We start from the raw sequence: 14,467 nt of genomic DNA, 5'->3' as shown, positions 1-14,467 counted from the left end.
CAGTCATTTCTCCGTAAATAATAATGAAAATTATTCCAATCTATATTATAATTACGTATAATGTTGAGATGGATATATTTCAAGCATAGAGAAATTGTTACATAAGTGTATGTAATGAAAAAATGCGCAAAACGTTTGAAAGCGTGGTTTGAACATGGGAGCATTAATAACTGTTCTGAAAGAACATATTAAAGGATTTTACTTAATCCATAGGTTAGCACAATTCCAATTAAAAATAGCTAACCATAATAACTATTTAGGTACAGCGTGGGAAATTATCAACCCGCTGATCCAAATCTTGGTTTACTGGTTCGTGTTCGGTTTCGGAATCCGTACGAACGCACCGGTTGACGGTATACCATTCATCTACTGGATGCTTGTAGGTATCAGTATGTGGTTCTTTATCAACCAAGGTATTTTAGATGGGACACGTTCGATTGTATCGAAATTCAATCAAGTCGCTAAAATGAACTTCCCATTATCTATTATTCCGACTTATACCGTTACTTCAAAATTATACGGACATTTAGCATTACTTGGGATTATTATCATTTTCTGTATCGGTTCTGGAATTTATCCGACGATACACATTATTCAATTATTCTTATACGTCCCATTTGCTTATATCTTCACAAGTGCTGTAGCGTTGTTGACGTCAACACTAGGTGTATTGATTCGAGATACTCAAATGATGATGCAAGCGTTAATGCGTGTATTATTCTATGCGTCTCCGATTTTATGGGTCGCAAAACCTGGTACGATTGTCCAAAAGATTCTGATGCTGAATCCGATGTATTTCATCGCAGAATCTTACCGTGCAGCAGTGCTGTATCATAACTGGTACTTTATTGAACACTGGGAACTCGCGGTGTATAACATATTTATCGTATTATTCTTATACTTTGTAGGTTCTATTCTGCACATGCGCTACAGAGATCAATTTGCAGACTTTATGTAAGAAGATGAGCGATTCAACTCCAAGCATGTTTAGCGTGTTTGGAGTTTTTTTACAAGAAAACAGAGGTGAAATCCATGAGACAAGTCATTAAAAAGGTTTATTTGATGACCATCAAAGTGTTGAACACGCTGCTGTATAAAAAGAAAATCAAAGCGAATCATATTGTTTTATTTATGAGTTTTAAAGAAGATGTCTTGCCTTTAGTTGAAAGATTCAATAAAGAAGGGTATGACTTAACCGTTATCGGCAATGTGATGGATAAAAAAAGTGTCTCAGACTTTGAACATGTTAAATTTTTAGCCAACGGCAATAAAAATGTCGTTGCACAACTCAATGCACTCGCAACAGCTAAAGTAATTTTTATTGATAATTACTACTTGCTGATGGGCGGGTATCGTAAGAAAGCAGGGCAGACGGTTATTCAAACATGGCACGCAGCAGGCGCTTTAAAGTACTTCGGGTTAAAAGACCATTCCGTCGACTTGGCAAATAGACAAATGGTGAATCAATATATGCGTGTCTATAATGCGACTGACCGTTATTTGGTCGGCGGGGCACCGATGGAGATTTGTTTTACTAATGCTTTCAGCGCTAAACCGTACCAAATGCTCCGTTTTGGTTTGCCTAGAATGCAGCGTTACTTTACAGTGAATATAGAACAGCAAAAAGAAGAACTGAAACAACGTTATGGTATCAAAGGCAAACTTGCAGTCTATGTACCGACATACAGAGAAAATCATCAAGCGAACAGAACGATAGATAAGAAGCGTTTTGAAGAGGCACTGCCAGGTTTTACAGTTATTAATAAATTGCATCCTGCAGCAGTCAAGTTAGGTGAAGTGTGTACGATAGCGACACAGCATTTATTCTTAATGGCAGATGTAGTCATCACAGACTACAGCTCTCTGGCAATTGAAGCCGGACTGATTAACAAACCGGTGCTCTTTTACGTTTATGATCAAGCAGAATACGAGAGCGAACGCGGCTTGAATCATTTCTATTGGCAGATACCTGAAGAATATAAAGCTTATAATGAAAATGAGTTGCTGAGCAAGTTGCAAGAAGGGCGCGAACACTATCCGCCGCTCTTTAAAGATTGGCATAGTTACAATAGCAAAGAAACACTGAATCAAATTTCAAATTATATAAAAGAATTGGTGAAACGATGAAAATATCTATTATTATTCCTGTTTATAATTCAGAAGATGTCATTAAAAAAGCAGTGAGCTCTATCGATACGAAGTATGATCATGAAATTATTTGTATCAATGACGGCTCAACAGATAATACTTTAGAAGCACTTGAAACACTGCAAAAAGAAAATAAACATGTCAAAATCATCAGTCAAACAAATAAAGGCGCAGCCGCAAGCCGTAATGTCGGTTTAGGACATATTACCGGAGATGTCTTTATGTTTTTAGATGCGGATGATGAATTCTTACCGAGTCGGATTGATGTGATGGCACGCCGTTATGAACAAAATGAAGATGTTGAAATTGTCATCGGTCAAACAGGACGCGACTATCACGGCGAGTGGCGTACGTTCCCGACACACGAAGAAATCAAAAAAGATGAAATTGTTAATTTGTCGCAATGTCCAGCCATGCTGCAATCTATCGGACCGAGAGATAAAATGTTCAGTGCGCGTTTTAAGAACTTGCGCTTTGATGAAGATATTGTCTTTTGCGAAGAACATACCTTTATGGCACATGCCTTTAATCAAGCGCATGACATTCAATTGCTGCCAGATATTATCGCAGGTTATAACGTTCGAGAAAATTCGATTACAGCACGCAGTGTCGAACGCTTCTTCGACTATATGCATGATGCTTATATTGTTCGTCAGCGTGTTATGGACTATTTAAGAATGCCGAATGTGCAGCAATTTTATAGTTATCGTATGGATGAACTGATTGTCAGCTATATGCTGCAGGCTTATGTGACTGAAAAGCCTAAAATGACACAAGCTTTATTAGACACAGTCATTCAATACATTGAAGGGATGCAGGGCACGCATTATGACGGTGATGCACTCTTTAGAATCGTTAAAGTTGTAGAAGGCGGATGCAGCGGATGGACGTTGCATTTCTATAAACAGTGGCGTGAAGCTTTAAATAAAGTGGGCATAGGACGTCCGAATTATTTAGCATTTAAAGCACAGCTTGTACCTAAAAAGACAGCGTTCAGAGGTCGTGCAGCATTAAAAAGCGCACTAAAACGTTGATGTATTAAGTTTGTAAGTGAAATAATGTTGAAAGTGTGTTATTTTTTACAGTAGCTTAACATTGTAAAGGAGGGTTTAAATTTGAAGAGAGTTATCACTTACGGTACATATGATTTACTGCATTATGGTCATATTGAACTATTAAGAAGAGCGAGAGAAATGGGAGACTACTTGATTGTAGCACTCTCTACAGACGAATTTAACCGCATTAAAAATAAAAAATCATATTACAATTACGAACAAAGAAAAATGATGCTGGAATCCATTCGTTATGTTGACTTAGTTATTCCTGAGGATGACTGGGGCCAAAAAGAACGTGACGTAGAACGTTACGATGTGGATACATTTGTAATGGGTCATGACTGGGAAGGCGAATTTGATTTCCTAAAAGATAAATGCGAAGTCATTTATTTAAAACGTACAGAAGGCATTTCTACAACCCAAATCAAAAAAGAGTTATATGGCAAAGATGCTAAATAATATAACAACAGAGGCGTTACTACCGAATGAGTTTCGGAGGTAACGCCTCTGTTTTATGCTGTACTGTTGTTAAAGCTGCCGTATCTTATTTTTTGCGGCGGAACAGTTCCATAATCATGTAAATAACAATAGCAAGTGCTGCGACAACGAATGCGCCGCCGATAATTGTAAGCACTGGATGCTCACTCCAAGATGATTTCGCAAATGTCGTTGCTTTATGTGTCAATGGACGATTGACATCTACTGAAGGCGGACCGTAATCTTTTGAGATAAATGTACGATCATAATCGATATGCAGCTTGCCGTCTTCAATGACATATTTATAATCACCTTTTGTAAAGTCTTGAGGAAGGACATCGTATAAATCTTTTTCTACAAAGTAAGTTTTACCATTGATTTTGTGTTCGCCTTTAGACATGACTTTTACATATTTATATTGTTCGAATGATTGATTCATTAAGCTGTTGCCGATTTTGTTGCGTTCTTTGTCTCCGCCGAGATTTTTGAAATCACCGGCACCCATAATCGCTTGATCGATACGGAAGCCGTCTCGTTTAGTAGTTAAGGTATGGTTGTAATCCGCTACATCGCTTGAACCGGTTTTCAAACCATCTGTACCTGGAAGGCTTAATTCAGAACCTTCTAAAGACCAATTGAACGTATAGTATGTCACACCGTGTTGTGTCGGTGCGATAGCTTTAGTGAAGTCTAATACCTTCGGTGTATCTTGAACTACTCTTTGAGAAAGGATCGCAAAGTCTCTTGCTGTTGCTGTACTGCGTGTTTCATCTTTGTAGCGTTCTGGCGCAAAGCTTTCCAATAATCTGTTTTCAGCACCTGTCGGATTTACAAAGTGTGTATGGTTCATGCCGATATCTTTAGCAGTTTTATTCATTTTATCAGTAAAATCTGAAGTAGAATCAGAAACTTGGTTCGCAAGAATCAACGCAGCTGCGTTGCTGGAAGCCGATACCGTAATTTGAAGCAGCTCTCTGATCGTATACGTTTCGCCAGGATACAGCTTCGTGTTGCTGAGTTCTGGAAGTGTCGACATTCTATAGTTATCCTCTGAAATTTTGACGGTATCATCTAATGATAATTTACCGTCTTTTACAGCTTTTAATGTGAGGTACATAGTCATAAGTTTAGACATTGAAGCAGGGTACCATTTCTTATCCATGTTATAGTCGTATAAGACTTGACCTGTTTGGCTGATATTGACTGCACCTTCAGGTTCAAATCCTTCGGAAATATTTTGTCCGCGTTCATTTGCAATTTGAACGGGGGATTTGGTTTGTGTGTCTGCATTTGAAAATGGTGTTATAATTGTACTTACGAAGAATATTAACATTGTCAGTATTACTATCTTTTTCATTATGTATTTTTCAGTCCTTCAACAAAAATAATTTCACAAGTAAAACTATTTTATCATAAAAGTAGTTTGAAACAAGTGAGTAAAATGCATAGGCGCAAGGATTACAAATGGTGTCAGTCTGAGGGATGTCTGACCGAAGTGTGCTCGGGGGTCTAAAAACAGGACGAATGAAGAAACGTACATAAAGTGTAAATGTTTTGTGAAGATAATTTAAAAATATAATTGAGGTAAGCGTGAAAAATGAAACATTCTACTAAAACATCAAATCCACTCTTATTTTTACTTAAGAAACTGACATGGCCAATCGGCTTAATTGCGATTGCAGTATCCATTTCCTCATTAGGCAGTATCAGTGGTTTAATCGTACCTTTATTCACAGGAAAAATGGTTGATAAATTTACTGGCAGTCAATTCAACATGCAGTTTATTTTGATATTCATTATTGTTTTTGCGCTCAATGCAGTACTGAGCGGGATTGGTCTTTATTTGCTGAGTAAAATCGGTGAAAAGATTATATATGCGATTCGTACAGTCGTGTGGGAACATATTATACGTCTTAGAATGCGCTTCTTTGACGTGAACGAAAGCGGACAGCTGATGAGTAGGCTGACTGATGATACAAAAGTGATTAATGAGTTTGTATCGCAAAAACTGCCGAATGTCTTACCGTCCATTATTACACTGATCGGTTCGCTGATTATGCTGTTTATTATGGATTGGCAAATGACATTGCTGACGTTTATTACGATTCCGCTCTTTGTGGTCATTATGATTCCACTAGGCAAAGTGATGCAGAAAATTTCTACGAAAACACAAGCTGAAATTGCGAATTTCAGCGGCTTGCTCGGTCGTGTATTGACTGAGATGCGCTTAGTCAAAGTTGCCAATACAGAACAAGTGGAGCTGGATAAAGCACATGTGAATCTAAAGGAAATTTATAAATTAGGTTTAAAACAAGCGAAGATTGCGGCGGTTATCCAGCCTATTTCAGGTTTGATTATGTTATTAACTATCGGAATTATTTTAGGGTTCGGCGGTATTCGTATTTCTTCAGGCGCAATCACAGCCGGGACATTGGTCGCAATGATTTTCTATGTGATTCAAATGTCTATGCCGCTGGTGAACCTTTCGACATTAATGACAGATTATAAGAAAGCTGTCGGTGCCAGCAGCCGTATTTATGAAATTATGCAAGAACCATTGGAAGAAGTGTATTTGCCGACGGGTCAAACTTTAGAAAACGGCAATATCGACTTTGAACATGTTCATTTTGCGTACGATACAAAAGAAGTCTTGCATGATTTGGAATTCGCAATTCCAAAAGGGAAAGTGACTGCCTTTGTAGGACCTTCTGGTTCTGGTAAAAGTACCATCTTTAATTTGATTGAACGTATGTATGATGTGACACAAGGAGATATCCGTTATAACGGTGTTTCGATTTACAATCTTCCTTTATCTGATTGGCGAAACAAAATCGGTTATGTCATGCAGTCGAATGCAATGATGAGCGGTACAATACGAGATAATATCTTATATGGTATTAACCGTGAAGTCACAGATGCAGAATTAATGAAATATACGCAACTAGCAAATTGTCATGACTTTATCATGGATTTTGATGAAGGTTACGATACTTTAGTCGGTGAACGCGGATTGAAATTATCAGGCGGGCAGCGCCAACGAATTGATATTGCACGCAGCTTTGTAAAGAATCCGGATATTCTGCTTTTAGATGAAGCGACAGCCAATTTAGACAGTGAAAGCGAGAAAAAGATACAAGAGTCGTTAGAGACATTAATGGAAGACCGTACCACAGTTGTCATTGCACACCGTCTCTCTACTATCATGAAAGCAGATCAGATTATTTTCTTAGACGGCGGGTGTGTCACAGGTATCGGCAAACATAAAGAATTGATGGCTTCTCATCAAAAATACAAAGAGTTTGTGATGACACAAAAATTAACAGATTAAATGCATAGTATGATTCAAAGGTTGGAATTTAAAAGCGTTCCAACCTTATTTTTATTGCGATTTTAAATTGTTGAAGAAAAGTGACAAATCGAAAATCGTTGAAAATTTTTGATTCGTTTCTTGAAAAATCTAATTAAAAGCATGAGACAACATGATATACTAAAAAAGCACTTTAATTTTTTACAATTTGTAAATACGAACAATCTCTGGTATTAGAAGGATATTGTATAGAACATAGGGAATAAAACAGTAAATTATGATTCTAACAGTACTGACTCGTACGTAATAAAGTTATAGAAATGGTGGGTGTAAAATGTATTTACTGATCAATATTGTTGGTTTGATTGTATTTTTAGGTATAGCGGTGCTTTTCTCTAGAAACAGAAAAGCGATTCAGTGGAAGTCCGTAGGTATCCTAGTAGTAGTTAACTTGATTTTAGCTTGGTTCTTCGTGTTCTTCCCATGGGGCAACTTAGCGGTTTCTAAAATGGCAGATGGTATTTCGTGGATTATTGAATCTGCAAATGCCGGAACAGGATTTGCGTTCCATAGTTTTGTAGATACAAAACAAATGGATATGGCGATTGCGGCATTGTTCCCTATCTTATTAGTCGTGCCGTTATTCGACATTCTAATGTACTTTAATATTTTACCTAAAGTTATCGGCGGTATCGGCTGGGCTTTAGCAAAAATCACTCGTCAGCCTAAATTCGAATCATTCTTCGGTATCGAAATGATGTTCTTAGGCAACACTGAAGCTTTAGCAGTTTCAAGTGAACAATTAAAACGTATGAATGAAATGCGTGTTTTAACAATTGCGATGATGTCAATGAGTTCTGTTTCTGGTGCGATTGTAGGGGCTTATGTCACTATGATTCCTGGTGAATTAGTACTTACAGCAATTCCGTTGAATATTATTAACGCAATTATTGTTACTTCAATCTTAAACCCTGTCAGCGTTGAAGAACGTGAAGATATTATTTATCACATTCAACAAGAAGGCGTTGAACGTCAACCGTTCTTCTCATTCTTAGGAGACTCTGTTATTAATGCGGGTAAATTAGTATTAATCATTATCGCTTTCGTTATCAGTTTCGTAGCATTAGCTGATTTGATTGATCGTCTCATCCACATTCTTTCAGGTACTGTTATCGGCTGGTTTAATGTTAAATTCAGCTTTGGTTTAGATCAGATTTTAGGTGTGATTATGGTGCCGTTCTCATTATTGCTTGGTTTACCTTGGAGTGAGGCATGGCATGTAGCACAACAAATGGCAAAGAAAATTGTCACAAACGAATTCGTAGTAATGGGACAAATCTCAGATGAGGTTAAAACATATGATCCGCACAGAAGAGCAGTTATTTCAACATTCTTAGTATCATTTGCGAACTTCTCAACAATCGGTATGATTATCGGTACATTAAAAGGAATTGTCGACAAGAAGACATCGGACTTTGTATCTAAATATGTACCTATGATGTTATTATCAGGTATTTTAGTATCATTATTAACAGCAGCATTCGTAGGATTGTTTGCTTGGTAAGCAATGAACAAAAAAAGCACGATATTCGGAGGCTTTGTACTGCACCCCAAAAGTTGAACCTACAAAATTCAACTTTTGGGGTGTTTAATTATGAATAAAAGTTATAGTTTAGATTTCAAACTTAAAATATTACAAGAATACAAAAGCGGGCAAATTGGTTATGGTTCATTAGCTAAAAAGTACAATATTCATCATTCTTATATCGAAAGATGGATCTATCAGTACGATACCTTCGGTATTCAAGGTCTTACTTTTGGTATGACAAAAAGAAAATATTCAAAAGAAGAAAAATGTGAAATCATAGAATACCGATTGGAACATCATTTATCGTATAAAGAAACTGCGAAAATATTTAATATTCCTAACCCTTCCTTAATTGCTCAATGGCAGAAGAAATTTAATGAGTATGGTATTCTTGGCTTAAAACCAAAACCGAAAGGTCGTGTGTCCAAAGCCATGAAAAATAAGAAGAGTGAACCGTCTAACCAACCATTAAACGAAACTGAAAGAGAAGAACTTGAAAGACTACGTTATGAAAATAAATTGTTGGAAATCCAAATTGAACTCGAAAAAAAGTTACAATCCTTAGCTCGAAAAAATCAAACAAAGAAATAGTTTCAGCTATTATTGAGTTAAGGAAAGAGAAAGATTATCAGCTGAATCATATTCTAAAAGTAGCCAATATAGCTAAAAGCAGCTATCATTATTGGAAAAACAATTTAGGTTTAAAAGAGTATAAGGATGCACCTCTGCTGAAGTTGATTAAAGAAATTATCGAAAAAAATCATGAACGTGTTGGTTATCGTAGAATTACTTTAGAGCTTCATGCAATGGGGATTATAGTTAATCATAAGAAAGTTTTAAGAATAACAAGAGAAAATAAACTTTTATGCACAAAGTTTAACCATAGAAGCAGAAACTATAAATCATATAAAGGAAGCACTGGAAAAGTCGCTAAAAATATACTAAATCGAAGATTTGTATCAGATAGACCTTATCAAAAATTATTAACAGATATTACTCAATTCAATATTAAGAATACAAATACAAAGCTTTATTTGTCACCTGTTTTAGATGTATTTTCAAAAGAAATCATCGCTTATTCTATTAGTAGGCACCCAAATTTAGAATGTGCTTTGTCATCTTTAAATCAGGCTATTAAAAATATACCTGAATTAAATTATCGAACTACAGTACATTCTGATCAAGGTTGGCACTACCAGCATAAAGCTTGGGTAAAAGCGCTCAAAGACAATCATATATTTCAAAGTATGTCGCGTAAAGGGAACTGTTATGATAATTCTCCAATGGAGAATTTCTTTGGCCTATTAAAACAAGAGATGTTTTATGGAGAAGAATTTAATTCTTATGAAGAGTTGGAATTAGAAATACACAAATATATCAATTACTATAATAACGTAAGAAGAAAAGTAAATTTAAAAGGCAAGACTCCTGTTGAATACAGAAATCTTGCCTTAGGAAAATAGCTTAATCAAAAAGTTCAACTTTTTGGGTTCACTACACTTCATCCGAGTATCGTGCTTTTTCATTTCTAAAACACAGAAAACAGGTTAATGTATGTGGGGAGACACAAACATTACCTGTTTTCAACGGGAAATGAATTTGATACACGAAGTCAGTAAGGACTAGGTACTGATCGTGCATTCGAGCGAAAATTTTGCTTGTTTATTGTAAACAACACAAAGGAGATAACTTCCTTAATCTCTTGATTAAGGAAGTTGAAATTTATTATAGCAAAGCTTTCACACAAAGTAAACAAAATTTTCAGAATAATTAATTTAATATTTCATCCGCCGTGATTCTGCGGTCCAACATTGTAGGTATAAAGGGGACTGTGCTAGTATTTAAATTGTCTATACAATTTTATAAGGGGGCGGTTAGTATGAATAAAAAGACATGGCGTGATATAGCACTGGTTGTATTCGGAAGCTTTATGTTTTCTTTTGGTGTTAACACGTTCATCATTTCCGCACAATTAGGTGAAGGCGGCGTAACAGGACTTTCTATCGTATTGTACTACGCATTCCATCTTTCACCTGCCGTTACAAACTTTGTGTTGAATGCGATTTTAATTGTAATCGGTTATAAGTTCTTAAGTAAACGCAGTATGTATTTAACTATTCTTGCGACTGTCTTGATTTCAGTTTTCCTAAGTTTAACGGAATCATGGCATGTTGAAACAGGGAATATGATTGTGAATGCTATTTTCGGGGGTTCTTCTGTAGGGCTAGGCATCGGGGTGATTGTTCTAGCAGGAGGTACAACAGCAGGTACAACCATTTTGGCGCGATTAGCCAATAAATATTTAGATGTCAGTACATCTTATGCATTGTTATTCTTTGATTTAATCGTTGTTGCGATTTCAATTACTGTTATTCCGATGAGTAAAATTTTAGTGACAATTATTTCATTATATATCGGAACAAAAGTAATGGAATTTGTAATTGAAGGTTTAAATACGAAGAAAGCGATGACGATTATTTCGAGCCGACCAGATGAAGTGGCTAAAGTCATTGATGAAAAGGTCGGACGCGGAGTTACGATTATGGATGGCCGCGGCTATTTCTCTAAAGAAGAGAAAGAGATTTTATATGTCGTTATCAGTAAGACGCAAGTCTCTAAAGCGAAACGACTTATCCGAAAAATTGATGAGCAAGCCTTCTTAGTCATTCACGATGTGCGTGATGTATACGGCAACGGCTTTTTAGTAGATGAATAACTGTAAAGAAATCGAGGCATTTGCCTCGATTTTTTGCGTTCTGTGCAATAATATTTGTTAGGAAATGAGCAGAAAAGATGTTATAATGTATCCTATGATAATGATTATCAATTACAGTTTGGTAATTGAGATAAAGTGATAAACACAACTATAAGGTATTTGAGATATACACAATTATTTTGTAAATAGATGTATAGATTATGCGAAATTGAAGATAGCGGCAAACCTTGAAAAGAGGCGGTTATTACGGTAACTGTATTCAAGGAATCAATGTCGTATCCAACGGAGGATGAAGTATATTGACTAATCGTTTAAATGGTCAGCAAGTGACAATTGGATATGGGGATCATGTAATTGTCAATGATTTAGATGTAGAGATTCCTGATGGTAAAGTAACGTCAATTATTGGGCCTAACGGTTGCGGTAAATCGACATTGTTGAAAGCATTATCTAGATTATTAGCGGTCAAAGGCGGACAAATTACGCTTGACGGCAAAAATATTCATACACAATCAACAAAAGAAATCGCAAAGAAAATTGCGATTCTGCCTCAATCACCTGATGTCGCAGATGGTTTAACTACAGGTGAATTGGTATCTTATGGTCGCTTCCCGCACCAAAAAGGTTTCGGACGTTTAAGTGCAGAAGACAAAGCAGAAATTGATTGGGCACTTAGAGTTACAGGCACATACGACTTTAAACACAGACCGATTAATGATTTGAGCGGCGGACAAAGACAACGTGTCTGGATTGCGATGGCATTAGCTCAAAAAACAGATATTATTTTCTTAGATGAGCCTACCACTTATTTAGATATCAGCCACCAATTAGAAATTTTAGAGCTGGTTCAAGAATTGAACCGTGAACAAGGCTGTACTATTGTTATGGTCTTGCATGATATCAACCAAGCGATACGTTTCTCAGATCATTTGATAGCGATGAAAGCAGGAGAAATTGTATCCAGCGGTGAAACGCAAGAAGTGTTGACGAAAGATATTCTAGAGAGATGTTTCAATATTGATGCGGAACTCAGTACTGATCCGAGAACAGGCAAACCTATGCTTGTAACGTATGATTTATTGTGCAAACATTACTCGAAAGTGTGAGGCAATCATCAATGGGTGAGAGAGAGAAAAAACAGAGATACACCAAATTCACAGCAACACTATGTATATCGCTGATATTACTTTTAGTCATGCTGGTACTGTCCATTTTATATGGAGATGCGCATATTCGTTTATCAACGATTTATGATGCGATTTTCCATTATAATGCCTCGAATGAACAGCATAATATTATCAGTGAAATAAGAATACCGAGAGACTTAGGCGCCATTTTAGTCGGCATGGCTTTAGCCGTTGCCGGTGCAGTTGTACAAGGCGTGACGAAAAATGGTTTAGCTGACCCGAGTTTAATCGGTTTAAACGCAGGTGCCAGCTTCATGTTGGCTTTAACCTATGCATTCATGCCGCAAGCTGCATTCGGTATATTGATGCTTGCTGGTTTTATCGGGGCAATCATGGGCGGTACGATTGTATTAATGATGGGCCGTTCTCGTACAGATGGTTTCAATCCGATTCGTATTATATTAGCGGGTGCTGCAGTCAGTGCTTTCCTTACGGCATTAAGCCAAGGTATCGCACTGGCTTTTAAATTAAACCAAGATCTTAACTTTTGGAGTATGGGCGGTGTTTCCGGTACTACATGGTCGCAGCTGAAGTGGAGTGCGCCTGTCATCTTGATTACGATTGTATTGATTGTTTTATTAAGCAGACAATTAACTATCTTAAATCTTGGTGAAAGTCTTGCGAAAGGCTTAGGACAAAATGTCGGTTTTATCCGAGCATTGAGTCTGGTTTTAACGATGCTGCTGGCTGGTATTGCCGTTGCGATGGTAGGTCAAATTGCCTTTGTCGGTTTGATTGTACCGCATATTGTACGCTTTTTAATCGGTACAGATTATGCGAAAGTCATACCCGTCACAGCAATATTGGGTGCACTGTTAGTACTATTGGCTGATACTGCAGCGCGTATGCTTGGCGATGCACCTGTCGGTGCTATCGTGTCATTTATCGGTGTGCCTTACTTTATCTATTTGATTAGAAAAGGAGGGCGCACGATATGATAGAGAAAAGTTTAAGAATCAAACAAATTATCGCATTGACGATTTTGATTATACTGCTTTTGTGTGCATGTGCTTGGAGTATGACTTCAGGCGAATATCAAATGTCTATCGGTACATTTTTTAAAACACTGTTCGGCTTTGGTGAATACACAGACAGTTTAATTTTATTAGAATTCAGAATGCCGCGAATGCTGATTACTATTCTTGCAGGTGCTGCCTTAAGTTTAAGCGGTGCAATGATGCAGAGTGTGACGAACAACCCGCTTGCAGAGCCGGGTATCCTTGGTATTAATGCGGGCAGCGGTTTCTTTATCGCATTGTTTATTGTTATCGGACAAGTCAATGCGGACAGCTTTATTTATGTATTGCCGATTTTAAGTATGATCGGCGGTATTTTAACAGCGCTGGTTATTTTCTATTTCAGTTATTCTAAAGAACGCGGCATGACACCTGCGAGTATGGTGCTCGTCGGTGTAGGCTTATCGGCAGCTTTATCCGGCGGTTCCCTGACTTTAATGTCAAAATTTGATAAAGACCAAGCTGAATTTATGGCGACATGGCTGGCCGGAAATATTTGGGGTGACGAATGGACATTTGTAATCGCATTACTGCCGTGGCTGGTAGTTATTGTACCGTTCTTATTTATGAAAGCTAATACGCTGAACATCTTAAATACCAACGAACAATTAGCACAAGGCTTAGGTGTGAATGTCAGACGTGCTCGCATGGTCATTTTACTGCTGGCCGTAGCGTTGTCATCGGCAGCGGTCGCAGTCAGCGGCGCCATCAGCTTTATCGGTTTAATGGGTCCGCACATTGCGAAGACGATTGTAGGACCGAGACACCAATTATTTATGCCGCTGGCGGTTGTAATCGGAGCTTTCTTACTGGTCTTTTCTGATACAGTAGGTCAAGTGGTTTTACAACCTTCCGGCATTCCTGCAGGTATTGTCGTTGCTTTAATCGGCGCGCCGTATTTCTTATATCTGATGTATCGTACTAAGTCCTTCTAATTGATTGTATTTGAAATTATATGTATAAGGTTGAAAGA

Annotated in this window: 13 protein-coding genes; 12 read left to right on the top strand and 1 reads right to left on the bottom strand. The window is 37.3% G+C overall.

The annotated features are described in order from the left end of the window. Positions 1–154: 154 nt before the first annotated feature. The 4 genes from MUA90_RS11905 to tagD all read left to right on the top strand — a co-directional run bounded on the left by MUA90_RS11905 (position 155) and on the right by tagD (position 3,662). On the top strand, positions 155–958 hold the full coding sequence (locus MUA90_RS11905; RefSeq protein WP_105993456.1) for an ABC transporter permease: 804 nt from the start codon (positions 155–157) through the stop codon (positions 956–958). A gap of 74 nt (positions 959–1,032) precedes the next feature. Continuing rightward, positions 1,033–2,127 carry a teichoic acid glycerol-phosphate primase TarB gene (gene tarB, locus MUA90_RS11900; RefSeq protein WP_262587121.1) on the top strand — a complete coding sequence of 365 codons (1,095 nt, stop codon included), beginning with the start codon at positions 1,033–1,035 and terminating at the stop codon, positions 2,125–2,127. Continuing rightward, positions 2,124–3,182 carry a glycosyltransferase family 2 protein gene (locus MUA90_RS11895; RefSeq protein ID WP_262587120.1) on the top strand — a complete coding sequence of 353 codons (1,059 nt, stop codon included), beginning with the start codon at positions 2,124–2,126 and terminating at the stop codon, positions 3,180–3,182. The genes tarB and MUA90_RS11895 overlap by 4 nt, the downstream gene beginning before the upstream one ends. 81 nt (positions 3,183–3,263) lie before the next feature. After that, the gene (tagD, locus tag MUA90_RS11890) at positions 3,264–3,662 is read left to right on the top strand and encodes a glycerol-3-phosphate cytidylyltransferase (protein ID WP_105993459.1); all 399 of its coding nucleotides are present in this window, start codon (positions 3,264–3,266) and stop codon (positions 3,660–3,662) included. A gap of 85 nt (positions 3,663–3,747) precedes the next feature. On the opposite strand, the gene pbp4 is transcribed toward tagD, so the two are convergent. Next, complete coding sequence (gene pbp4, locus MUA90_RS11885; RefSeq protein ID WP_262587118.1) at positions 3,748–5,037, bottom strand: penicillin-binding protein PBP4; 1,290 nt, start codon at positions 5,035–5,037, stop codon at positions 3,748–3,750. A 240-nt stretch (positions 5,038–5,277) separates the two neighbouring features. Here pbp4 and MUA90_RS11880 point away from each other — a divergent pair, with 240 nt between their 5' ends. The 8 genes from MUA90_RS11880 to MUA90_RS11845 all read left to right on the top strand — a co-directional run bounded on the left by MUA90_RS11880 (position 5,278) and on the right by MUA90_RS11845 (position 14,429). After that, complete coding sequence (locus tag MUA90_RS11880; RefSeq protein ID WP_262587116.1) at positions 5,278–7,008, top strand: ABC transporter ATP-binding protein; 1,731 nt, start codon at positions 5,278–5,280, stop codon at positions 7,006–7,008. A gap of 313 nt (positions 7,009–7,321) precedes the next feature. After that, the gene (locus MUA90_RS11875) at positions 7,322–8,551 is read left to right on the top strand and encodes a NupC/NupG family nucleoside CNT transporter (RefSeq protein WP_262587114.1); all 1,230 of its coding nucleotides are present in this window, start codon (positions 7,322–7,324) and stop codon (positions 8,549–8,551) included. Positions 8,552–8,641: 90 nt separating this feature from the next. Next, positions 8,642–9,166, top strand: coding sequence for a transposase (locus MUA90_RS11870; RefSeq protein WP_262585858.1), 525 nt, complete (start codon positions 8,642–8,644; stop codon positions 9,164–9,166). Further along, positions 9,133–10,038 (top strand): IS3 family transposase, encoded by a 906-nt coding sequence (locus MUA90_RS11865; protein ID WP_316959807.1) that lies wholly within the window; start codon positions 9,133–9,135, stop codon positions 10,036–10,038. The genes MUA90_RS11870 and MUA90_RS11865 overlap by 34 nt, the downstream gene beginning before the upstream one ends. Positions 10,039–10,454: 416 nt before the next feature. Further along, on the top strand, positions 10,455–11,291 hold the full coding sequence (locus MUA90_RS11860; RefSeq protein WP_114603909.1) for a YitT family protein: 837 nt from the start codon (positions 10,455–10,457) through the stop codon (positions 11,289–11,291). A 299-nt stretch (positions 11,292–11,590) separates the two neighbouring features. Next, a complete protein-coding gene (locus MUA90_RS11855) occupies positions 11,591–12,397 on the top strand; it encodes an ABC transporter ATP-binding protein (protein ID WP_114603908.1) in 807 nt (268 codons plus the stop codon). An 11-nt stretch (positions 12,398–12,408) separates the two neighbouring features. Next, the gene (locus MUA90_RS11850; RefSeq protein WP_114603907.1) at positions 12,409–13,416 is read left to right on the top strand and encodes a FecCD family ABC transporter permease; all 1,008 of its coding nucleotides are present in this window, start codon (positions 12,409–12,411) and stop codon (positions 13,414–13,416) included. Next, a complete protein-coding gene (locus MUA90_RS11845; protein WP_262587112.1) occupies positions 13,413–14,429 on the top strand; it encodes a FecCD family ABC transporter permease in 1,017 nt (338 codons plus the stop codon). The genes MUA90_RS11850 and MUA90_RS11845 overlap by 4 nt, the downstream gene beginning before the upstream one ends. The last annotated feature ends 38 nt before the right edge of the window (positions 14,430–14,467 follow it).

It is taken from the genome of Staphylococcus sp. IVB6181 (assembly GCF_025561445.1).
Lineage (GTDB): Bacteria > Bacillota > Bacilli > Staphylococcales > Staphylococcaceae > Staphylococcus > Staphylococcus simulans_B.
The sequence above is the reverse complement of the archived record's forward strand: the minus strand, read 5'-3'. Positions and strand labels throughout refer to the sequence as shown.

Coding starts and splice junctions, on each gene's coding strand:
- MUA90_RS11845 (WP_262587112.1), top strand. CDS start 13,413: ATGATAGAGAAAAGTTTAAGAATCAAACAAATTATCGCATTGACGATT.
- MUA90_RS11870 (WP_262585858.1), top strand. CDS start 8,642: ATGAATAAAAGTTATAGTTTAGATTTCAAACTTAAAATATTACAAGAA.
- tarB (WP_262587121.1), top strand. CDS start 1,033: ATGAGACAAGTCATTAAAAAGGTTTATTTGATGACCATCAAAGTGTTG.
- MUA90_RS11895 (WP_262587120.1), top strand. CDS start 2,124: ATGAAAATATCTATTATTATTCCTGTTTATAATTCAGAAGATGTCATT.
- MUA90_RS11850 (WP_114603907.1), top strand. CDS start 12,409: ATGGGTGAGAGAGAGAAAAAACAGAGATACACCAAATTCACAGCAACA.
- MUA90_RS11880 (WP_262587116.1), top strand. CDS start 5,278: ATGAAACATTCTACTAAAACATCAAATCCACTCTTATTTTTACTTAAG.
- MUA90_RS11875 (WP_262587114.1), top strand. CDS start 7,322: ATGTATTTACTGATCAATATTGTTGGTTTGATTGTATTTTTAGGTATA.
- MUA90_RS11860 (WP_114603909.1), top strand. CDS start 10,455: ATGAATAAAAAGACATGGCGTGATATAGCACTGGTTGTATTCGGAAGC.
- pbp4 (WP_262587118.1), bottom strand. CDS start 5,037: ATGAAAAAGATAGTAATACTGACAATGTTAATATTCTTCGTAAGTACA.
- MUA90_RS11905 (WP_105993456.1), top strand. CDS start 155: ATGGGAGCATTAATAACTGTTCTGAAAGAACATATTAAAGGATTTTAC.